The organism is Nitrospirota bacterium, from assembly GCA_040755395.1.
Lineage (GTDB): Bacteria > Nitrospirota > Nitrospiria > Nitrospirales > Nitrospiraceae > DATLZU01.
Window position 1 is genome coordinate 22,722 of record JBFMAX010000009.1, and the last position, 20,795, is coordinate 43,516.

The 20,795-nt window shown below is 62.3% G+C and carries 18 protein-coding genes; 6 read left to right on the forward strand and 12 right to left on the reverse strand.

What is annotated here, in order from left to right:
• Window positions 1-73: 73 nt before the first annotated feature.
• From AB1555_13290 to AB1555_13315, 6 genes are all read left to right on the forward strand, one after another.
• Entirely contained in the window at window positions 74-2,077 is a 2,004-nt protein-coding gene (locus tag AB1555_13290) for a PAS domain S-box protein (GenBank protein MEW6247664.1), read from the forward strand.
• A 1-nt stretch (window position 2,078) separates the two neighbouring features.
• A complete protein-coding gene (locus AB1555_13295; GenBank protein ID MEW6247665.1) occupies window positions 2,079-3,479 on the forward strand; it encodes a sigma-54 dependent transcriptional regulator in 1,401 nt (466 codons plus the stop codon).
• A gap of 587 nt (window positions 3,480-4,066) precedes the next feature.
• Window positions 4,067-6,451, forward strand: coding sequence for a hypothetical protein (locus tag AB1555_13300; protein ID MEW6247666.1), 2,385 nt, complete (start codon window positions 4,067-4,069; stop codon window positions 6,449-6,451).
• A gap of 372 nt (window positions 6,452-6,823) precedes the next feature.
• The gene (locus AB1555_13305; GenBank protein MEW6247667.1) at window positions 6,824-7,840 is read left to right on the forward strand and encodes an isocitrate/isopropylmalate dehydrogenase family protein; all 1,017 of its coding nucleotides are present in this window, start codon (window positions 6,824-6,826) and stop codon (window positions 7,838-7,840) included.
• 10 nt (window positions 7,841-7,850) lie between these two features.
• Entirely contained in the window at window positions 7,851-8,207 is a 357-nt protein-coding gene (locus tag AB1555_13310; protein ID MEW6247668.1) for an isocitrate dehydrogenase, read from the forward strand.
• Window positions 8,208-8,512: 305 nt separating this feature from the next.
• Window positions 8,513-9,118 (forward strand): Na-translocating system protein MpsC family protein, encoded by a 606-nt coding sequence (locus AB1555_13315; protein ID MEW6247669.1) that lies wholly within the window; start codon window positions 8,513-8,515, stop codon window positions 9,116-9,118.
• Window positions 9,119-9,347: 229 nt separating this feature from the next.
• On the opposite strand, the gene AB1555_13320 is transcribed toward AB1555_13315, so the two are convergent.
• From AB1555_13320 to AB1555_13375, 12 genes are all read right to left on the reverse strand, one after another.
• Window positions 9,348-9,911, reverse strand: coding sequence for a Uma2 family endonuclease (locus AB1555_13320; GenBank protein ID MEW6247670.1), 564 nt, complete (start codon window positions 9,909-9,911; stop codon window positions 9,348-9,350).
• Window positions 9,912-10,282: 371 nt separating this feature from the next.
• The gene (locus AB1555_13325; GenBank protein ID MEW6247671.1) at window positions 10,283-10,489 is read right to left on the reverse strand and encodes a type II toxin-antitoxin system HicA family toxin; all 207 of its coding nucleotides are present in this window, start codon (window positions 10,487-10,489) and stop codon (window positions 10,283-10,285) included.
• The gene (locus AB1555_13330) at window positions 10,486-10,701 is read right to left on the reverse strand and encodes a type II toxin-antitoxin system HicB family antitoxin (GenBank protein ID MEW6247672.1); all 216 of its coding nucleotides are present in this window, start codon (window positions 10,699-10,701) and stop codon (window positions 10,486-10,488) included. The genes AB1555_13325 and AB1555_13330 overlap by 4 nt, the downstream gene beginning before the upstream one ends.
• Window positions 10,702-10,816: 115 nt before the next feature.
• Window positions 10,817-11,701 carry a restriction endonuclease gene (locus AB1555_13335; protein ID MEW6247673.1) on the reverse strand — a complete coding sequence of 295 codons (885 nt, stop codon included), beginning with the start codon at window positions 11,699-11,701 and terminating at the stop codon, window positions 10,817-10,819.
• Window positions 11,702-12,042: 341 nt separating this feature from the next.
• Entirely contained in the window at window positions 12,043-13,311 is a 1,269-nt protein-coding gene (gene amrB, locus AB1555_13340) for an AmmeMemoRadiSam system protein B (GenBank protein ID MEW6247674.1), read from the reverse strand.
• A gap of 178 nt (window positions 13,312-13,489) precedes the next feature.
• The gene (locus AB1555_13345) at window positions 13,490-14,239 is read right to left on the reverse strand and encodes a hypothetical protein (GenBank protein MEW6247675.1); all 750 of its coding nucleotides are present in this window, start codon (window positions 14,237-14,239) and stop codon (window positions 13,490-13,492) included.
• 44 nt (window positions 14,240-14,283) lie between these two features.
• Window positions 14,284-15,111 carry a hypothetical protein gene (locus AB1555_13350; protein ID MEW6247676.1) on the reverse strand — a complete coding sequence of 276 codons (828 nt, stop codon included), beginning with the start codon at window positions 15,109-15,111 and terminating at the stop codon, window positions 14,284-14,286.
• Window positions 15,112-15,219: 108 nt separating this feature from the next.
• Complete coding sequence (locus AB1555_13355) at window positions 15,220-15,870, reverse strand: hypothetical protein (GenBank protein ID MEW6247677.1); 651 nt, start codon at window positions 15,868-15,870, stop codon at window positions 15,220-15,222.
• Complete coding sequence (locus AB1555_13360; GenBank protein MEW6247678.1) at window positions 15,867-17,150, reverse strand: DUF6754 domain-containing protein; 1,284 nt, start codon at window positions 17,148-17,150, stop codon at window positions 15,867-15,869. Before AB1555_13360 ends, AB1555_13355 begins: the two co-directional genes overlap by 4 nt.
• A gap of 5 nt (window positions 17,151-17,155) precedes the next feature.
• Complete coding sequence (locus AB1555_13365; protein ID MEW6247679.1) at window positions 17,156-18,256, reverse strand: hypothetical protein; 1,101 nt, start codon at window positions 18,254-18,256, stop codon at window positions 17,156-17,158.
• Between the two features lie 162 nt (window positions 18,257-18,418).
• Window positions 18,419-20,278, reverse strand: a complete 1,860-nt coding sequence (locus tag AB1555_13370; GenBank protein ID MEW6247680.1) for a glutamate mutase L — start codon at window positions 20,276-20,278, stop codon at window positions 18,419-18,421.
• On the reverse strand, window positions 20,275-20,619 hold the full coding sequence (locus tag AB1555_13375; protein ID MEW6247681.1) for a hypothetical protein: 345 nt from the start codon (window positions 20,617-20,619) through the stop codon (window positions 20,275-20,277). Before AB1555_13375 ends, AB1555_13370 begins: the two co-directional genes overlap by 4 nt.
• Between the last annotated feature and the right edge of the window lie 176 nt (window positions 20,620-20,795).

Below are 20,795 nucleotides of genomic sequence, written 5' to 3' on the forward strand. Positions count from 1 at the left end.
AGAGCCGCTATACTACCAGGGCCGGCGGGACGTTCCCGCCGCCATCCTCCTCGCATGACCGAGCGTTGAACGCATGTCGTCATCCCGACGCCCGCGCCCGAAACCGCCGCTCCTGACACAGTCGGAAGTCGCCGCCGCGGAAGTGCTGGCCTGGGTCAGCGACTGCATCGAAGGCGGTCTCTGCTTCGTTTCCCAGGGCATCCTCATTTACGAAAATGCGCGATTCGGGGAACTCGTCGACGCGCCGGACCAAAGAGCCGATGAGCCGCACGCATCTTCACCCGAGCCGGCGACTCCGCTCCAGTCTCTCCGCGCGCGCCTGTTCGCCGAGGCCGACGCCTGGAATCGCGAGCCCCTCGGGGCGCGTGGCACGAAAGCGTATCGCCTGACCGATCGCCGGGGCCGGCCGCTCGTCTACGAATGCCGCTTCAACGTCGTTCCTTATCACGGCGGCGCGGGCGTCCTGCTGGTTCTTCAGGATGTCACCGAGCGCACGCTGCTCGCGCACGAGGCGTCCCAGGTCGCCCGGTTCCAATCGGTGCTCGCCCGGATCGGCGCGCTGGCGGTCAGCGGGGTGGCGGTCCAGGAGATCATGAACGAGGCGGTCCGCCTGACCGCGGAGGCCCTCGACGTGGAGCTGTGCAAGATTCTGATCCCGCGGGAGTCCGACGAACACCTCTACCTCGTGGCAGGGGTCGGCTGGCGCGAAGGATTGATCGGCAGCCTCACCGTCGAAGGGGGGACCCACTCCCAAGCCGGCTACGCGATCCGGGAGCGCCGTCCGGTCGTCGTCCGCGACCTGCGCAATGAAACCCGCTTCACGCCTTCCCGGCTCCTGTCCGAACACGGCGGGATCGCGGGCATGAGCGCGCCCATGATGGTCCAGGATCGGGTGTACGGCGTCATGGGCGCCCATTGCAAAAGCGTCCGGGAGTTCTCGGACAAGCAACTGGAGTTTCTGTGCTCCGTGGCGAACACCGTAGCCACCGTGCTGGAGCGCTGGCGCCGGGAGGAGACCCAGTTGCAGCTCTACCACCGGCTGTTCGAGCTGGTGCAGGACGGGATCATGCTGACTGACACGGACGGCCGCCTGCTCGAATGGAACCCGGCGATGGAACGCATGACGGGATGGAAACGGGAGGAGGTCATCGGGCGGACCCCCGCCGTGCTGAAGTCCGGGAAACACGCGCCGGAGTTTTACGAGCGGCTGTGGCAGGCGATCCGCTCGGGACACGCGTTCGTGGACCGCTTCGTCAACCGGCGCAAGGACGGTTCCGAGTTTTTGGTGTGGGAAAGCGTGAGCCCGGTGAAGGATCCGGACGGCGCGATCCGGTATTACCTGGCGATTCTCACCGATCTGAGCGAGCGGGAGCAGATGTTGGAGGCGCTGCGTCATACGGAGCAGGTGAAGCTCGTCGGGCAGCTCGCCGGCGGGATTTTGCACGAAATCCGCAACCCGCTGATCGGCCTCGGCAGTCTCGCCATGCATCTGGCCGAGCAGGACACGCTGCCGCCGGCCGCGCGGGACCGCTGCCGGCTGATCGCCCGCGAAGCCGCGAGGATCGACGAACTCCTGGAGTCGCATCTGGGACAGTTGCGGCCGCGCCCCTTCGACCTGCGGCCGTGCGATCTTCCGGCCCTGCTCGACGACACCCTCACCCTGCTGCGGCCCAATCTGCTCAAGCACCGCATCGCCGTGAAAAAAGACCTGGAGGCGGATCTTCCTTCGGTGGAGGTGTCACGCGCCCACATTCAGCAAGTCTGCCTGAACATCGCCATGAACGCGATCGAAGCGATGCCCGGCGGCGGCGATCTGACGATCGCCATGAAACGGGACACCCGTCGGACTGCCGGCGTGCTGGTCACCTTCACGGACACGGGAAGGGGCATCCCTCCGGAGGACCTGAAACATATCTATGAACCGTTTTTCACGAGCGGCAAGGCGAAGGGCGTCGGGCTCGGTCTGACCATCACCCAGGACATCGTGGAACGGCATGGGGGCCAGTTGGCCATCCACAGTCCTCCGGGGAGCGGCGCGGTCGTCGAAATCTGGCTTCCGTTGAAGGGCGAGGGTTGAGATGGCATGGCAAATCCTGCTCGTGGAGGATGAAGAGTCCGTGCGGGAAGCCTTCGCCTTGAGGTTGGCCGACCATGGGTACCTGGTCCAGACCGCCGGATCGGGAGAGGAAGCCCTCGCGACGCTCCGGACCTACGAGCCCGACATTCTGGTGCTCGATCTCCTCATGCCGAACCTCTCCGGCCTGGACGTGCTGGCCCGGGTCAAACAGGTTGCGCCGAATCTCCTCGTCATTCTGCTCACGGCGAGAGGCACCGTGAAGGACGCGGTCGAAGCCATGCGGCTCGGCGCCTTCGATTTCGTGGCCAAGTCCATCGACATGGACGATCTCCTGCACGCGCTGGGTCGCGCGACGGATTTGCTCGCGCTGCGCCGGCAGGTGCAACTGCACAGCGGCCAGGACACGGACCGCTACGCCCTCGATCGGGTCGTCGCCAGGAGTCCCGTCACCCAGGCCTTTCTGCAGCAGGTGCGGGAACTCGCCAAGAACGACCGGGTAACGGTCCTCCTGCAAGGCGAGACCGGCACCGGCAAGCAGTACATGAGCCGCGTGATTCACTACAACAGTTCCCGGGCCGACAAGCCCTGCGTCGAGGTCGATTGTCCGTCGATCCCGCGCGAACTGTTCGAAAGCGAGTTGTTCGGCCACGAGAAAGGCTCGTTCACGGGCGCCTCCGGCAGGAAATGCGGTTTGATCGAGATGGCCGAGGGAGGAACGGTGTTGTTCGACGAGATCGGCGACCTGCCCCTCCCGCTGCAGGCCAAGCTGTTGCGGGTCCTCGAAGAGCGGACGTTGCGCCGGGTCGGAGGCTCGGCGAGCATTCCGGTCGACGTTCGATTCATGGCCGCGACGAATCGCAATCTCAAGGAGGCGGTCACGAAAGGCGAGTTCCGCGAGGACCTCTATTTCAGGCTCAACGTGGTCACGCTGACTGTTCCGCCGCTCCGGGACCGCCGCGAGGACATCATTCCGCTGGCCGAACAATTTCTGGCTCGCTCCGCCCTGGCGCTCAAAAAACCGGTTCGTACGCTGGGAGAGAGCGCCAAGGCCGTCCTGGGGAATTACCAGTTCCCGGGCAATGTCCGTGAACTGAACAATTTGATCGAACGCGCCGTCCTGTTCTGCTCCGGAGACCAACTCGAAGCAGCCCACTTTCCGTCCGATCTCCAGGGAGCCTCCCCGCCAGCCTCCGAAAGTCCCGCGGAAGACCGGCCCGCCGCTGCGGACTCCGATGATCCGATGACCGTGCGCATCCGCTTCCGGGTTGGGGAACAGTCCCTGGCGGATCTGGAGGATCGGATCATCGCTGAGGTGCTGCAACGGTCTGAGGGGAACAAGACCCAGGCGGCCAAACATCTAGGGATCACCCGCTGGATGCTGGACCGCCGCCGGAAGAAATGACTTAGGGGACACCTCTCTTCAGATAGGGTTCGGCCGCCCATCCCGGGCCTTGTGGTGCGGCATCGCACGGAAGTTCGTGCGTTCCGTGTGCGTATACACGTCTTTTAGCCTCCATGGCGACCTCTTTTCTGTGTTCTTCCGGCCAGTGGTAAGACTCGTCAGCCGTTTGATGAGAAAGCAAGCCGAGTTGCGCTTTCTCCTTCCGGAACCGGGTTCCGCCGGGCTTCGGGAACTCCGCTTGCAAGCCCGCGTCGATACACGATGAGTCGGGCACCGATGAAAAGGAAGAAGGGCGCCTCCTGCTGATGGCGGCTCAGGGCGTCCCTGTGTCGGCGCCACTGTCATCCGGCCCGGTCGAGGCGAAGCACGACGTTCTGTTGGGGCTGGTCCGACCGCGCAAGTCGGGCAGACTGTTACGTGTCATCTTCCGCTTCGGATCACCGGCGACGGCGCAGCGACCATCCCCTCTTCGCTGAAACGGTCCGTCGGTGGGGAGGACCTCCGGTCCCCCTCACTTCGGCTTCGGAGCCGGACGCCGCCTTACGCCAGGCCGCCGGGGTATTGAAGCATCGGAGGGCGAGAAGAACATGGGATCCGCACGGATATTCGCGCGTATCGGAGTGGTCACGATGGTCTGGTTGGTCGGGTTGTCGATGTCGGCAAGAGCGGCCGATCTGACGGCCAAAGCAAAACGGCTTGACCGGGCCGGTGACGATCCGGCTCGCCTCGTCGCGCAGTACGCGGAAGCGTTGGCTTCGGCGAACTGGGCGACTTGGGCCGCGCTCGACCTGGGTTGTCTGGCGCTGCGCCGCCAGCCAGGAGCGCCGGCCGGGGCGGACAAGGCCTGCTGGGAGGACACGATGAAGGCCCATCGCGCGCTCGTGGACGACGAGCCGGAAACGGGTGTGTTCGGCGCGGTGGGCCGGGGGGTCGGCTTCGGGCTGATTGCGGAATCGCATCGGCAGGCGGACACCTGGAAGAATTATCCACCCGCGATCTTCGTGTCGCCGGCCGTCGTCAAAGAAACGACGCCGCGGATCACCATTCAAAAGGTCCGGCCGGCCCGGTCGATCGCGATCCAGGAGAAGGGGAACGATCCGGTCGCCGTGCGTGGCACGCTGGTCGAAGCCCGCATCACTTATCCCGATCCCTTCACCGCCCCGTTGGCGCTCCGGCCCGGGGAAGTCTGGTGGGCGAGCGGGCAGATTCGCCGGTACGGCCCGGTCCGCGAGGTTGACGTCCGGTTCGTCGTCGTGAGCGGGTTGCGAAAACTGGGGTATGCGCGAGACGCGGCGGTGGTGAATGAAGCGCTGGCCGATGCGCCTCAAATCCCCGGGGCACGGTATGGTCTTGATCCTGACAACATCGGTCGGGCGTTCGAGCGCCCGGGTGCACCATCCGCTGAGCCTCCGGTCAAGGGAGGATTGGTTGTCGGCTCGGCGCGTTGGTGGAGCAAGGCAGAAGCGGCGGAGCACTTTCGGGCCGGGATCGAGCGAGCCAAACACCTGCCCGGCCGGAGCGATCGGCTGGGGCTGCTGAAGCGACTCCTGCTCATCGATCCCAATGATGCCGAGGCGAACATCCTGATGGGGACCGAGTTATTCGAGGCGTTTCTGGACGAAGGTCTGAAGAAAAGCGGCATCAATGCGGCCGACCAGGCTGCCAAACGCCGGCTGGCCGAGCTGTATTGGAATATCCAGGCGCCGACCTGGCGCCAGGAACTGACAGCCGTCGCGACGGGAGAGGAACCCGCCGCTGAGGCGTTGTACGGCGCCATCGCCGCATTCGAGAACGTCGTGCACTCCGATGCGGCGTCTCCTGAGATACGCCGTCGGCTGGGCGCGCTGTATCGCTGGAACGGTGAAGCGGAGGCGGCCTTGGCGCTGCACGGACAACTGTTCCAGCTGGCGAGCGAGGCGGATGGCGCAGGGCGCGGCGCATTCCTGTTGGAAATGGCCTGGGACCGCATTCAGTGGCTGGCCTGGAATCGCCGGTACGAGCATCCGTGGCGGGATCTCGCCGGCCGCGAGGCGGAGCAGGCGCTGGAGCTGGTGGAAGATCCTCTGGACAAGATGACGGCGGCGCAAGCCCTGCTTCTGCTGGAAACATTGTCGCTGGACCGCACCCCGAGCACCGTGCAAGCCAGGGTCCGTCTCGTCAAGCAATGGCATGACCGTGTTCCTCTTCCCGTCGGGATGGTCGGCGTCTGGGCTCATCTGGTGGGCAATGATCTGGTCAAGGCCCTGGTGCCGGAAGGAACTGAGGTCACACTGCCCACTCCCGTCCGCTCCCAGGAAGTGCTGGACGTCGCCGTCCATGCGAACCCTCCGGCGCAGGATCTGCTTCGCGTGTGGGAATTCGACAACGAGGCACCCGGCTCCGTTCCTCAAGGATTTCTCGTCTCGGACGCGGTTCGTGGAGACCGGGCCGACTGGCGCATCGAGGCCGATCCTCAGGCGCCGAGCGCTCCGCACGTGCTCGTGCATCATGCCGTCTGCACGGATACCGATTGTGTGCACGCGCTCCTGACCGAAGAGACGTCCTTCGACTACGTGGACGTGACGGTGCGGCTCAAGCTCGGCGAGAGACAAGCAGGCCGAGCCGGGATTGCCGTGGGCGGGCGGAATGGGGAGACCCTCTATGCAGCGACGGTGAACCACGACCTGACCGAAGTGTCGATCCATCGGATTGAGCAGGGACGGATGAAGCTGGTCGGCACGGCCGCCGTCAAGCCGAAACCCGGCGCGTGGCATGTGTTGCGCATTCAGCGAGAGAACTTCGCCCATCTCAGCCGGCCGCGTCTCGCCCTGTTTTTCGACGGAGCGGAGGTCTTGGCGGTTTCGGATGAGCCGGTCCGCCAAGGCGGGCGGGTCGGCCTGATTACAATGGGGAGCGCGACCGCGAGGTTCGATGGATTCCGCATCCTGAAGCTCGTCTCGAACGAGCCGCTCTCGCCGGCTGCGGCGTATTGAGAGAAGACACGATGCGGCGGCCACATTGCGCTTGCCCGTCTCACCTCGCGTCTGCCGGGTATCTCTTTGCGTCACCGGCTGCAACGGGCGGAACGTCACGAACCCGCGCGAGTCATGCGGGATAAGGAGACACGGCTGTGAGCGCGCGCGCACGGTACACCGCACGTCGCGTGTGTTCCCGCACGCGAGCGGCTGCGGATAACGAAACCGTGCCGGCGCTTCGATCCCTCCGGTCCGCGCAATCCGCGGTCTCCTTCAGGACTCTTTCTATCTTTGGCTTGCTTGTGCGTGTGGAATCGCAATTGCACTCAACCAGGTCACGAAAGGGGAGCGGATGGTCCGATCGCCCTTGCTGCTTAAGGGAGGTTGTGAATGGCGAAACATGTCGTGACGATGATTCCGGGTGAAGGCACCGGCCCGGAGATTTGCGAGGCGGTGCGCATGGTCATCGACGCCAGCGGCGTCGATATTCAATGGGAGTACGAGGAGATCGGCCTCGACTGTCTGGAAAAGTACGGCACGTTGTTGCCGGACAAGACGGTCCAAAGCATCGCCAAGAACAAGGTGGCGTTGAAGGGCCCGACAACGACGCCGATCGGAACCGGTCACAAGAGCGCCAACGTGACGTTGCGCAAGGTCTTCGACCTTTATGCGAACGTGCGCCCGGTGCGGTTGATTCCCGCGCTGAAGCGCCCCTGGGACAAGCTGGACATCATCAATTTCCGGGAGAACACCGAAGACTCCTACGCCGCCATCGAACACATGGTGTCCGACGAGGTGGCGCAATGTTTGAAAGTCATCACCTGGCCCGGCTCGTATCGCATCGCGGACTTCGCTTTGAAGTGGGCGCGGGACAACGGCCGGAAGAAGGTGTACTGCGTGCACAAGGCCAACATCATGAAGATGACGGACGGCCTGTTTCTCGAAGCCTTCCGCGCCGCGGCGAAGAAATATCCCGACATCGAGACCGGCGACATCATCGTGGACAACTGCGCGATGCAGTTGGTCCGCAATCCCGGCCAGTTCGACTGTTTGGTCCTGCCCAACCTGTACGGCGATATCTTGACCGATCTCTGCGCCGGGTTGATGGGAGGGCTGGGCTTTGCGCCGGGCGCCAACGTCGGCGACAACTGTGCGATCTTTGAAGCCGTCCACGGATCGGCGCCGAAATACGCCGGGATGAAGAAAGTCAATCCGTCGGCCGTGCTCATTTCCGGCGTGATGATGCTCCGCTGGCTGAACGAAAAAGACGCGGCGGACCGGATCGAGCGGGCGATGTATCAGGTGCTGGAAGAAGGCAAGACGGTCACCTACGACGTGGGCGGGACCGCCAAGACGGACGAATACGCGCAGGCCATCATCGATAAGATGCGCGCGGCGCGGAAGTGAGGAGGACACGATGCCGACGCTTACCCAAGAAGCGATCGCGACGAAAAAGAAGAAAGAGATCAAGCTGGTGGGTGTGGATATTTACATCATCACCGACAAGGGCATTCCGAAGTTCGCCGACGGGGAGTTCGGTCCCTTCAAGTGCGAGTTCATCTCGAACCGGGGGACGAAGGTGTGGCCGGGCTTCGTCAGTCCCGATCTGCTGATGGTGAATTGGTACCGCTGCCGGTTCATGGCGACGCGGGACGTGCAGGACGCGGACGTGAATGCGTTTCTCGACGCGCTGACCAGGCGGGGCTGGTGGTGGTCCGCCGCGCAGAAGCTCTGGAATTACGACGGCGAGGCGGGCTACAGCAAAGCGTACTAACAGTAGCCGGCAGCGAATGGCGAATAGCCGGTAGCTTCACCCCCGACTCTCCTTTCCCTCTCCCCCGCTGGTGGGAGAGGGAGGGGCGAGGGGGATTCCCCATACAGCACAATGAGCCAAAACTCCTCTCCCTCCGCCGGAGGGAGAGGACAAAGGTGAGGGTGGTGTCCGAGAACATTTCCCTCCTATCCCGGGAGCCCGTTGCTGTGCCGGTGCAACGGGTGACGGGGCGAAGAGCATAAAGGGTTTATGGTCAGAAAAATCTCGGATCAGGGCTGAGAGCGCATCGCAAAGGAGGCCCCGCGATGAACAGGTTACACGTCGCGCATGGACAGGTGAGGACCCTCAGTCCGCGGAGCGCGGGCTTGGAGGAAGCGGAGGCCGCCGCGGTGACCTTCGATCCCGGGGCAACGGATGACGCGGTGCCTCGGTCGCTGGACGCCTTTATCCGTGATCGGTTTCGGACGACGCTGGAGGAGAAGCGAACAGCACGCAGAAACCACACCCACAAAGTTCAGGAGTCGCCGACGATGAAATGCGCGGCCAGAACGAAAGCCGAGATCGAGTACGCGGTCATGTTGGCGGTGTTGAACTTTCAGACCGAGTTCATGAAGTCCAGCTACACTCGCGCGCAGGTTCGTGTCAGCGACCATATCATCGAAGTGACGTTGACCCGCAGCGCTTTCATTCCGGCGGAAGAACGGCTGGCGCAATCACAGAGCGGGCGCGCGTTGCTGGAGCAGGTGTACACGGCGTTGTTCAAATCAGGCGAGTCGCTGCTGCGGGCCGAGCTTGAAAAAGGCCTCGGCGTCAAAGTTCATCAGATCCTGGTCGACTTCGATGTGCTCTCCGGAACCCACACCATCCTCTTTCGCCTCGCCGAACCGCTCCACGCGGCCTCTCCGGGGTGAGGTGAAGGTCGATTCGCCTTTCCCCCACATGGTCCGCTGAAGAAAAAGGAGGGGCACCCAGACTAGCAACAGCGCCTCGCAAACGGTCTGGGTTGGGCTCCACGTTGCACGCACGGGGCCGACCTGGAACTTCTCTCCTAAAAGGAGCGTGTCCCTCTTTTGCTTTCCAAGGTGCGGTAGGTGCTCGATGGCTAAGTGCAGTTGGCGACCGGTTATGTGCGCAATGCGGTCAGGGCGGCAAGATCTCTGAGACTGCGATGTTGAGAGCAGGAAGAAGGCTGGGTTTGAGCTGATCCCCACGGCGAAACGCGGTTGTGGATCGGTAGCCCGTGGGTGCCGGATCGCGGTAGACCTCGATGGAGGCGTCAGACAGATTGACGATCCAGACTTCCGGAATGCCGACCTCGGCATAGCGGGGGAGCTTGACCTCTCGGTCGAATCGCAGGGCGGTGTCGGCCACTTCGATCAGGAGCAATACGTCTTGGGGGCCGGGAAGCTCTGCAGCATAGTCATCCGCTCTGGGACGCAATACGGCTACATCAGGGTAAAACTCCGAGCGTGGTCTCATCACGACCGCGTTTTGCACGCTGACAAGAACACGGTCACCGGCGCGTTGGACCAGAATTCGAGTCAGCCGATTCACGCAGGCGCTATGCGCTGGGCCGATCGGTGTCATTTCAATCAGTTCTCCGTCGATCAGTTCAACGCGGTCGTCTTCCTTCAGAATGCCGGCGGTCTCCATCCGATGGAAATCTTCAACCGTAAAGCGGTGGGTCTGAACGGAGAATGTCATGGTATGTCAGATCCTTTAGATTGAATGCGCTACCAAAATATCGTCCAAGGATTTCGCTGTCAATCTCAAATATTGAGTCATCTACAATCTTGCCGAGCGACAGATCGTTTCGTCATGTGTCAATCTTACCCTCCGACCCGGCATGGTGCCAGGCAGAAGGAGGGCCAGAATTGAGACAGGCGGCATGGCGCGACGATCGAAGCATGAGTATCTCCGGGTGATGCGAGAAGAAGCAATAAGGGGTCTAAGAAGCAATAAGGGGTCTGACCCCTTTGTTCTGTTCTGACCCCTTTGTTCTGTTCCACGTCTGAGAAATGGTTCCTGCGTCTGAGAAAGGGTTCCTGGAACCTTTTTCTTCGCCAATCACCAGATTAGACAGCGCTTTCCTCCTTTCCAATCTCTGGGACTGAAAGAGCGCCGCAGATTTGTCGGGCGAGCTTGTTGGGAATCTCGACATGCCTTGGAACGGCTTCAACCCAACCAGTCTTTGGATTGCACCAGAGCGAGTGGGAGCGACCTTCACGCTTGAGAAAGCAGCCATGTCTGCGAAGGTGACGCAGAAGATCATTGCGCTTCACTTCACAACGACCTTTTCACAGATCGCCTCTGGCGGAATCCCGCGCAGGCCGTCCTCCCGCCTGTCTTGAAGGATAAGCGCAATGGCGTCGGAAAGACTCTCCAATGCTTCTTCCTTTGTCCGTCCCTGGCCGTTCGCTCCAGGAATCTCCGGACAGTAAGCGACAAACCAGCCCTCGTCCTGTTCAATGACCGCTGTAAACTCGTTTGCCATGAGGGCGACCTCCTTGAACGTGAGAATGCACCTTGCCGCGTGCCCACTGTCTAACGCTCAGGATAACCTACGGGCTGCGAGCGGCCCATCAGATTCATCCTGTTGTTAGACTGCATCACTCCTCCGGGATAAGAAAATACACGGGTCGAATCGGCAGCAATCGTCGTTGCACCTCCGGGATACGGTCGTAGTGCTCCACCCAGAGATCGAACAGTCGCTTTAGGTCAACGAGCATGACGCGTCGCTTCTCCTGCCGCCGAGCTTCCTCTTCCGCCTCGCGCGTAAACCCTCCCGTGGAGATAAAAAGGCCCACGTCCCCTTCACCCAGCAGAGCGAGCAGCGAGCGGACGCCGTCGATAGTGGTCTTGTCGGTTCGGCGCTTCACCTGAACCTTGATCCTCGGCCCCTGTATCCCGAGTGGGTCAGTGTGGGCGATGACGTCAATGCCCTTGTCCGGCCCCGGCGGGGAAACCCACGCTACGTGGTAGCCCATTGCCCGAAGAAGGCCCGCGACGAGTTCCTGGAAATCGTACGGGTTCATTTGTTCCAGGTGCTCCTCGATCTCTGTCCACGCTGCTTCTTCTGCTTCTTCGAGGGTCGTGGCTGCGTCCGGCGAGCCTTCGTCCACAAGAGCCTCGGGTTCCTGAGGTTGCTCGGCCGCCCACTTGCGGTACAGCCGTCCTGCTTCCCTCATGAAGTCCTCCGGGTCCGGAAACTGTTCGTATGCCCTGCGACCTGCATCGGTCAGCGTCCAGAGTCCCTTATTCTTCAGCAACCATCCGGCCTTCACAGGACCAATCGTGGAGAACCTTACGATCTTCTCATAGCGGCGGACGTCTGGGCGGCGCGGGTAAGTGGTCTTCTCGAAATCTGTAGGCGGGACAATCTCCGCCAATTTCTCCAGTATGGATTTCGCTGGTACCCCCTCTGGGTGAGCCAAGAGCAGCTTGAACACACCCCGCACCAACTCTCCGCTTCGACGACGTGTAATTTCCGCCACGTTCAGCCTCTCTTTCGTGTCACGTTCCCGCTGTCTAACGCCTCGGTGCTGAGCGACCGGCGCTGCCTCGATCGATTGACTACGTAGCATTCATGCCGGGCCGCTCAAGCGGGTTGTTAGCCAGGCCCGCTGGACTGCCCGACCTGCTCGATTACCTCAGCGATCCACTTTCGCTTCACATTGCGCCTGGATTCCTTGGCTCGGAGGCTAACAATAAGGGGATCCCTTTGTTTTGTCTGAGACGTTGGGATATCCCCGTACCCGCATCCCTTCACACCGCAGCCTCTTCCTTAGCAGATCGAGCAGCCTATCCCGCTTCGGCCCGTACCAGCTTCGGAACGCTAAAAGAACGCCATGCTGGCGTAGGTGACCGTCGAATTATATTGGTCGGTGATCCCGCGGTCGTAGCGCAGTACCTGGCCCTTTTCCGCTTGAATCAGGCGCAGCAGCGTATAGATGGCCGAGAACCCGGAGATCCGGCGCTGGTCGTTCTCCTTCCGGATGAATTGCGCAAAGGCCTCCGGGTCGAGATTCTCCGCGTGTTTGAGCATCTCCAGATCCTGCTGCATGCAGCGGTGGAAGGAAAAGTCGGTGGGCGGCGACGGGTCGCCGTACCGCAGGCCGATATGGGCCAGTTCCGCGCCGGCGATTGCGCAGACGTCCCGGCCGGAGGCGGCGATCGCGTCCTTGAGGGCGGCGATGAAGGAGTCGATCAATTGTCGGCTCTGCGGATCGCTGAGGCTGGTTGCAGGAAAGGTACAGAGGACCGGCACGATGGTCACGGGCTTCTTGCCGCCGACGATGTGCAGGAGAAACGGTAGTTGGAATTCGATCGCGTGCTCGTGTTGATGGCAGAGCTCGTCGTCAAAGCATTGCGGGACGGTGGTTCTCAGCCGGTCCAGGATGGCGCGATCCGCCTGCGCGACGCCCAACGGCGTCTCGAAGTCTTTGTCCGTGACCGCGTAAAACGACTCCATTCCGGAATAGGCGGTGCCCAAGAGCACGAAGAGGTCCGGCGCCTCGGCTTCCTGCAGTTCCTTGTAGGCCCAGGCATAAATAGGACCGGCCTGGCGGAGGTCGTAGGTCGGAGCGACGAGGCCTTTGATCTTTTTCCCCCGGTTCTCGGATGGCTTGAAATCGGGCCCTTCTTTGGACGAAAAGAAGCCCTCGATCTGCGCCCGGAGCTTCTGGCCGTCTGCCTCATAGCCGCGTCCGGCGAAGGCGGCTTTCCGGACGGGTGATTCGCGATAGGCTTTCTTGGCCTGTTCTTTTGCCGCCTCGACCCGCTCCCCTTCCAAGAACAGCTTCGCGTCCAAATCCTCAACCAGCCGTTCGAGGTTCCGGGGATTCAGAAACTCGCCGAAGCGCTTGAGATAGAGCACGCCGATCTCTTCGAGCGAATGTTCCCCGTCGAAATGCTGGACCAGGAAGAAATAGCTCAAGGGCAGGATGAGCTTCTCCTTGCTCAAGCCGGTGGGGTCCCAGAGGACCATGTACTGCTCTTCATTCTGCCGAATCGGCGAGAACTGTAGATTCCGGAGCAGCGGATATTTCTTGGGATCCTTGGGCGTCGGCGTCGCTTGTGTATCCATGATGATCAAGAACGGCATTCTAACGGAGGCCCGCCGTCACCCGCAACCGCGTGCGGAGGCTGGGCCCGGACGATTTCTGGAAGAACCACCGGGCACCACCCTCACCTTTGTCCTCTCCCTCCAGAGGAGGGAGAGGATATTGGGAGAAACGGTAGAAACCTCTTGATCGAGAAGGTTACGTTCGAATCAGGGCTAATTATCCTTCAGGTGGGTGTTCGCCGCGCTTACGGGTCCAAATGACCAGCGCGGCCACGGTCACGGCCGCCAGCCACAGCGAGGCGCGCCCGTAGGCAGGATCGGAAAATTCGATCAGGTCGGTCAGCCGGCCGATCAGGAGGGACATACGGGCCATGACGGTGTAGCCGAAGGCGGCGCCGAACGAGATCATCAGAAACAGGATGCCGGTTCGGGCGACGGCTTTGCCGGCACCGGTGTGTTCGATGGAGAAGAAGAAATAGAACAGCACCGACGTGACACCGAGCAGAATGATGATCGCGTTCAGGTTGCTGGCCGGGTTCAAGAGGTTGAAGCTGAAAGTCAGGCCGTCTCCCGGGACTATTGACACCAGGGGCCGAACCGTATCTTCCACTTGCTTGAGGATGTACGAGGAGATCGTCCGCGGAATCGCGAGTCCTGATCCCACCCCCACGATGAAGGCGAACGCGTAGCGGGACAACCAGGCGGCCTTCGGGGCATAGCGGGTCAGCATCAGCATCCCGATCGACAGCGGGATCAGCAGGGACCAGTCGCCCTGCTTGACCATCGGTTCGTAGATCAAGTGGATGATCACCGTATCGTAGGCCTTCACGATCGTGTAACCGACCGACACCCCGACATAGAGGTGTTCCGCCACCTTGAAGAGCGGGTTGTCTTCGTACAGGAACGACAGGATAAACAGCGTCAATCCCGTCGCGATCCAGGCACCCAGCAACGTGTCAAACGGCATGGCCGCCACCGATGAGGATCAGGTTAAGGTTGATGGTTTTAGCCTCAACCTTTCTGTTTCGCTCGTATGGAGACATAGAAGATGTTGCACAGGATCACCAGCACGATGATGGCGAAATGGGTCGCGGACTGGGCGTCCATCCCGGCCACGGCTCTCCCCTTCTGGCCGATCAGGCTTTCGTATTCGGCGGCGCCGCGCAGGCCGCCGATGAGCCCGTTGATTTGGCCGCTTCTCAGCAAGGGATACAGACCCGGCGCGATCACGCCCGTGCAGCCGCCGCCGAGCTCGAACTTGTATTTGTCCTTGCCGAAGACATACCACGCTTCCACGCCGGGATTGCCGGCCGCCAAGCTTACGGCGTAGTTCACGTCGCGCAGGTTCTGGACGCCGTTCAGCACGGGCAACTCTTTGGTCGGCTTTCCGTAGTAATCGAAGGGGAAGGTGGTGTAGAGGTCCTGCCCCATGTTGATGATGACCGACCCGGCGCCCGGGCTCCAGCCGAGAAACACGTAGTCCCGGCCGTTGACCTTGCCCGCCTCCTGGGCGACCTGGCTGATGACCTGGTCCGCGAGACCGGTGCCGGTAACCCATAGGGTCATGACGATCACCCGCAGGTTCTTGCGGAAGGCATGGCGCAGGATGGCGATTGATTGGGGATACAGTTCCGGCTTGGAAGCCGGATCGAAGTCCATCGACAGCAGGAACACCGAACCCGGAGGCAGGCTCTCGATGTAGTCGTACACCCCGCGCACTTCCGGCGACACCTTGATCGGCAGGCCGACCGGGTACAGGAGCGGCAACAGCGTGCACAGGCCGATCACCGCAAAGATGATCCGCCGGTCGATCTTGAGCATGCGCTCAGCGAAGGTCACTTGAAGCCCTCGTGAGACGTAAAACGTGAAGCGTGATGCGTAAAGTGTGAGGTGTCTGCACCCCCAAGCTGAGTTTTACCTGTCACGCATGACGCATTACGCATGACGTCACTCCTTACCGCCACCGAGGTACGACCGTTCCACGCCGAAGATGATTTTGAACGAGAGCGCCACGGCACCCAGGCTCACGCCGATGAGGATGGCGCGCCGGACCGAGGCGTTGAGCACGTTCAAAATCCATTGGGAGACGTCGCCGCTGGCCGGCAGGAGGTATTCGCCGAGCGGCACGCGGCCCATCATGACGATGATCGCGGCGACCAGCAGGACGGCTGCTTCGCGGCTGCGCGCCCGGAACGACCGGTACGCGGCGGAGGCGATGAAAAACGCCAGGATGGCGAACATGGTTCCCTGCAACGGCACCAACATATAGGTATAGATCCAGCCGAACGCGGTCGGCGCTCCGTTCATCGTCTCCTTGCCGTTCGCCCACAAGCCGACGGCGATCGTGCCGAGCAGGCCGGCATACAAGACTAGACTGTACCCCCATCCCGGCTCCTTGCGACGGATCTTTACGGCATGCAGATGGAACAGGCTGGTGATGCCGAGCACCAACGCGAAGCCGCCGATGATCTGCATCCACTTGGTGACCGAGGTGAGGAGGTGCTCGGAGGCCGGATGCGGCACATAGTATTGGGCTGCGAAGACCAGCCCGGTCACCAGCGTCACCAGCAGCGGCGCCTGTCGGCGAAAGAAGATCATTTGAGATCCCGGAAGACGTCCAGCAGGATCTGCGGCCACTCCGTGCCGAACAACACCCCGGCGGTGGCGACGAGCGTGCCCAGACCGATCACGCTCAGGATGAACGCTTTGCCGATGTCCTGGCCGCGCAGCGTGCCGATCTGCACCGGCTCTTTGGACAAATAGGCGCTGGCGGCGTACAGCTCTTCGCCGATCAAGGTGTAATCGCAGGTGGTCACGAAGAACGGCAACTGGTGGTCGGAATCGGTGCCGGCGATCTGGATCGCGCCCGTGCTGGCGCCGGTCTCGGTCAACAGGAGCGATTCGGCGAAGTAGGCGCCCATGAAAAAGTTCGCCGCCGGCTTCTTGCGCAGCATGATCCCGTCCACGGCGGCTGTGTAGCTGAACTGATCGGTGGTGATGAAGAAGTTCGAGTCTTCCTTGAATTGGTCCGCCTTCCCTGCTTCCAGATAGGCTTGCTTCGTGATTTCCTGACAGACCGCCATCGTGATCGGATCGCGGTGCGGTACCAGCAGCTCGGTCTCATAGGCCGCCGTCCGCTTCGCGACCCGGCCCAAAATGACGGCGGCCGCGATGGTCGAGGGATCGCTCATGTCGTGCGCGCCGGTCAGATAGAGGATCGGTTTGCCCAATTCGGTCGCGCGCCCGATGGCTTCGTCCACCGCGTCGAGCCCGGGAATCCGGCGGAGGAAGATCTCCCGTCGCTTCGCCGTCCGGATCGCGTAGAACACGACCGAGCCGAACAGCAGGGCCAGGAGCAGGTTGTTCATCTGGTTCCAGTTGATCCAATTGGGCGCCGGCGCGGCGGCAATCGGCACGGCGAACGCGCGGTCATCGCCGCTGACCGCCGCGACCGTGACGGTGTAGGCGACGCCGTCTTTCAGCTCGATGCCCTTGCCGTTCTTCACAATGAATTGGTGGACCTCCGGGCGATCCGGCCTTGTCCACCACGGCCATTTGTTCTCCCGCACGTAATGGGTGTTGGCCGAGAACTCGGCGATGACTTTCATCGTCGCGGAATCGGCCGAGGGGGAATCGCCGAGCAGAATCTGGTACTTGACGGTCGCGCTGTCGTAGGGCGCCGGCGCCCACAGCACGGTCAGGCTGCCGCCGCCGTCGTTCGGGGTGTCGATCACCCGAAGGTCTCGCGGAGGCGCGAGAAGCGATTCGGCCGACGCCGCCGACCCCGTCCAGTCCGGCAGCGCGCACAGGGACAAAAGCGCGCCGGCCACCAGCGACCGGCCGCTCCCACGCTTCACGCATAACGCATCACGTGTCACAGCCGTCAGACTCCTTCGATGACTTCGATGTTGGCGCGAGGAATGACGGCCGTGCTGCCGTCCGGGAAACGGACCTCCAGGACGCGCACCAGGCTTTCGGTGGGAATCTTTTGCAGGTCCGGCGGCAACCGCGACACCTCGCCGATTTTGCCGAAGAGCGGGTCACGGATGATGCGGACGAGATCGCCGACCTTGATTCCCTCGCGGGCGTGCTCTCCCTCATCCTTGCCTTCTCGCGACGGAGAAGATGTCGTGTGGTCCGGCCGCGGAATGATGATCTCCGGCCGGATCACCCCCGCGCGGATTTGCGTCGCGCCGGAGACCGAGGCTTTCCGTCCGGCGTGCGCGGACAGCAGCTTGAACGTCTTGGCGGCCATCGGAATCGTGCCGAATCCCTCCGTCAAGATCAACGTGAACCCGACCTTTTCGGTTCCCGTAATCGCGACGCCCAGATCATAGCCGAGCAACGCCCGCAGGTCCTTATCGTGGATGCCACCGACGACGAGCGCCGCGACGCCCACGTCCTTGGCTTTGTTCATGGTCTCGATCGGACACAACGCGCCGCCCACGACGACCTTGCCTTTGAGGTCCGGGGTCAGATGCTCCGGCGTCAGGGTTTCTTCGGGAGATTTCACGGCGATCGCGATGTTGCCCCAGGTTTCCCCGCCGATCCCGAAAATGCCCTGGACCAGGCTACAGGCTGTCTCGACCGTCACCCCTTGACTCGGATGCACCTCGACGACGGTCCCGTCGATGTACGCCAGAAGTTCCAGGAGGCGCGGCGGCTCGCGCAACAGCACCTGGCCGGTCACTGTGGAGACCGATTCGATCGTGCCTTGAATCGGCGACCGGACTTCGGTCTTGAACCATTTGATGAGCGGCTTGTTCTCTGCAATGACCTCATCTTTCTGCACGGGCTCGCCTTCCCGTTTGATCAGATACTCTCTGATTTCATCGGGGGCGATGCCCAGAAGATTGGCGACGTTGACCGCCTGCACCTTGCCGGGCAACTCGGCGCGCGCAACCGGCGAATCGGCGCGCACTTCTTCGCCGACGTTCACCAGCACGGTGCCGGGCAGCGGCAGCAACCGTTTCCGCCGAACCACCGTGCGTTCGGTAACCGTGAGGCCTGGTGTGTACGCGTGGGCCATGTCTAAAAGACGTGACGCGGGCACCCATTGCTCCAGGATGCAATGGGTCCCGGTGACGCGTGACACGTGGTTACAAACAGGAGCAAAGGCATCTTCTCACTCGTTACGTGTCACGTGTTACCTGTCACTGGGTTGCGGGTACAGATCCACCGACTTGTACCAACGATTCAAGGCCGTCAATCTCGCCGCATGGTTCGTCGGGAGCTGCAACGGGCGTCCCCGGCCGTCGAGCAGCAAGCCGACGACCCCGCCTTGTACGTCGCGGCTGACGGCGTGGCCCGGACCTTCGCCGAGATCGACGGTCTTGGCCGGTTGCATCGTGACGCGCGCCGTCTGATCCTGGGTCAGCGGGAATACGCGAAGGTCGCCGAATCGCAAGGTTCCGCGCTCCTCCGGACGGCCGTCGTCAAACGCGATGGCGTAGTCGGCGCAACGCTCGCCGTCTTTGCCCTGCCCGATCGGCGCGATGCAGGCGCCGAGATAGATCATGCAGTCCCGGACGAACACGTCGGTGGCCGCCTTTTCATTCACCGTCGAGAGCACGCCGAGATGGGGCATCATGAAAATGCTGTCGACGGACAAGCGGGTAAAGCCCAGCGGTTCGTAGGCGTCGATCATCATCATCATCGACTGCACCCGCCGCGGCGCGTGGGACAGGATGCCGCCGCTGCCCACGATCAGGTCCAGTTTCAGCATGTCGATCAGCGTCCGGCCGGACGTCTGCTGCTCGAAGATATCCGAAATCGTCCGTTCCTGTTGCACGCCCTTCAGGCCCGTGGCCAAGGACTTGTGATGGATCAGCGCCAGCCGCAGCGCTTCCCGCGCGATCGCCTGCTCCACCTGCAACTCGTCGAGCGTCTGCGGGATCGTCGTGGGCCGGATCATCTTGTTCTTGATCCGGTTCCGCAACGTCTGCTCGTCGATGGAGAACGGCACCCACCGCATGATGTTCGCCAATCCGGCTTCGGCCAGCACGTTGGAGATACTGTACGACAGGCCCAAGTTGGCGCTGACGGTGCGGTTGAAGACGCCGTCGAACACCGAAAAGACATCGGTCGTCGCGCCCCCGATGTCCACCCCGATCAGGTTGAGGTGCTGCCGCTTGGCGATGGTCTCCATGATCAAGCCGACCGCGGCGGGGGTCGGCATGATCGGCGCGCCCGCCATCTCGATGAGCTTCTTGTACCCCGGCGCCTGGGCCATGACGTGCTCGAGGAACAAGTCGTGGATCTTCTGCCGGGCCGGCGCCAGGTTTTCCCGCTCCAGCACGGGACGGATGTTGTCGGTGATCACCAGCGCGGTTTTCTTTCCGAGGATCTTGCCGATCTGCTCGCGCGCCTCCTTATTGCCCGCGTAAATGAGCGGCAAGGTGTACGTGCTGCCGAACCGGGGGCGAGGTTCGGCGGCGGCGATGTATTCCGCCATCTCGACGACGTGCGTGATGGCTCCGCCGTCGGTGCCGCCTGACATGAGGATCATGTCCGGCCGCATGGTCCGGATCCGTTCGATCTTTTCATGGGGCAACCGTCCGTCGTTCGACGCCAGCACGTCGATGACGATGGCGCCGGCGCCCAGGGCCGCCCGTTGCGCGCTTTCCCCCGTCATGTTCTGAACGACCCCCGTGACCATCATCTGCAGCCCGCCGCCGGCGCTGCTCGTGGAGATATAGACGTCCACGCCCACGTTCGGTTCCCCCTGCGCCGCCCGGTTGGGCGTGATGATGCGTTCGCCGTCGAGGATCTTCCGGCCGGACAGCTCTTCGATTTCGGCGACGGCGTTGAGCACACCCTTCGTGACATCCTCGAACGGCGCCTCGACGGTGGTCGGCGCTTCGCCGCGGTAGGTCTGGCGATACTCGTCCACGATGTTCTCGATCAGAATAGCTTTGGTGGTGGTGCTGCCGCAGTCGGTCGCGACGATGACGTTCAGCGGCCGGTCTGTCGCATGCCTATGAGCGGATTGACCGGGCGCGGTCATCGAGCGGACATTCCTTTGGGCGCGGACTTCGCTTCGATGAGGGCGATCAGGCGGGGGATGGTCTCGCGGCGTTCGAGCAAACGCGCCACCTGCGCGACTTCTTTATTGCTGAACGCCAACTCCAGAATCGGCGTGAGAAAGTACAACGCTTGGCTCCCGAGAAAGTTCATCGGGCCGACGGATTCCAGGAACAACGTGGCCGGCGTCGCCATCCCGCGTTGCACCACGGCGTCGGCCGCTCGTTCCAACAGGGCGATGTCCTCGACGGTGAAGGTCTTCCCGTTCGACGTCATGGCGAAGGCGCGCCGGAAACCGGCCCGAAATTCGCCGACCTTTTTCACGAGAAGTTCCCTGGACAATGCGACCATGACGAGTCGTGAAGGCCAGAGTCTGTGGAGCGAAACTCATTATAGGGAGGGGTCGGAGGAGAGTCAATTCGACCGGAGAACGCGACTTCGACCGGTTGACACGCAGCCGGGGGAGTCACTATGGTCGCATAGCTGATGTCCATGAAAAC

Bases quoted from the DNA above. Each gene is read 5' to 3' on its own strand.
- AB1555_13295 (MEW6247665.1), top strand. From the start codon at position 2,079: ATGGCATGGCAAATCCTGCTCGTGGAGGATGAAGAGTCCGTGCGGGAA.
- AB1555_13330 (MEW6247672.1), bottom strand. From the start codon at position 10,701: ATGGCAAACGAGTTTACAGCGGTCATTGAACAGGACGAGGGCTGGTTT.
- AB1555_13305 (MEW6247667.1), top strand. From the start codon at position 6,824: ATGGCGAAACATGTCGTGACGATGATTCCGGGTGAAGGCACCGGCCCG.
- amrB (MEW6247674.1), bottom strand. From the start codon at position 13,311: ATGCCGTTCTTGATCATCATGGATACACAAGCGACGCCGACGCCCAAG.
- AB1555_13370 (MEW6247680.1), bottom strand. From the start codon at position 20,278: ATGACCGCGCCCGGTCAATCCGCTCATAGGCATGCGACAGACCGGCCG.
- AB1555_13290 (MEW6247664.1), top strand. From the start codon at position 74: ATGTCGTCATCCCGACGCCCGCGCCCGAAACCGCCGCTCCTGACACAG.
- AB1555_13315 (MEW6247669.1), top strand. From the start codon at position 8,513: ATGAACAGGTTACACGTCGCGCATGGACAGGTGAGGACCCTCAGTCCG.
- AB1555_13320 (MEW6247670.1), bottom strand. From the start codon at position 9,911: ATGACATTCTCCGTTCAGACCCACCGCTTTACGGTTGAAGATTTCCAT.
- AB1555_13300 (MEW6247666.1), top strand. From the start codon at position 4,067: ATGGGATCCGCACGGATATTCGCGCGTATCGGAGTGGTCACGATGGTC.
- AB1555_13345 (MEW6247675.1), bottom strand. From the start codon at position 14,239: ATGCCGTTTGACACGTTGCTGGGTGCCTGGATCGCGACGGGATTGACG.
- AB1555_13310 (MEW6247668.1), top strand. From the start codon at position 7,851: ATGCCGACGCTTACCCAAGAAGCGATCGCGACGAAAAAGAAGAAAGAG.
- AB1555_13355 (MEW6247677.1), bottom strand. From the start codon at position 15,870: ATGATCTTCTTTCGCCGACAGGCGCCGCTGCTGGTGACGCTGGTGACC.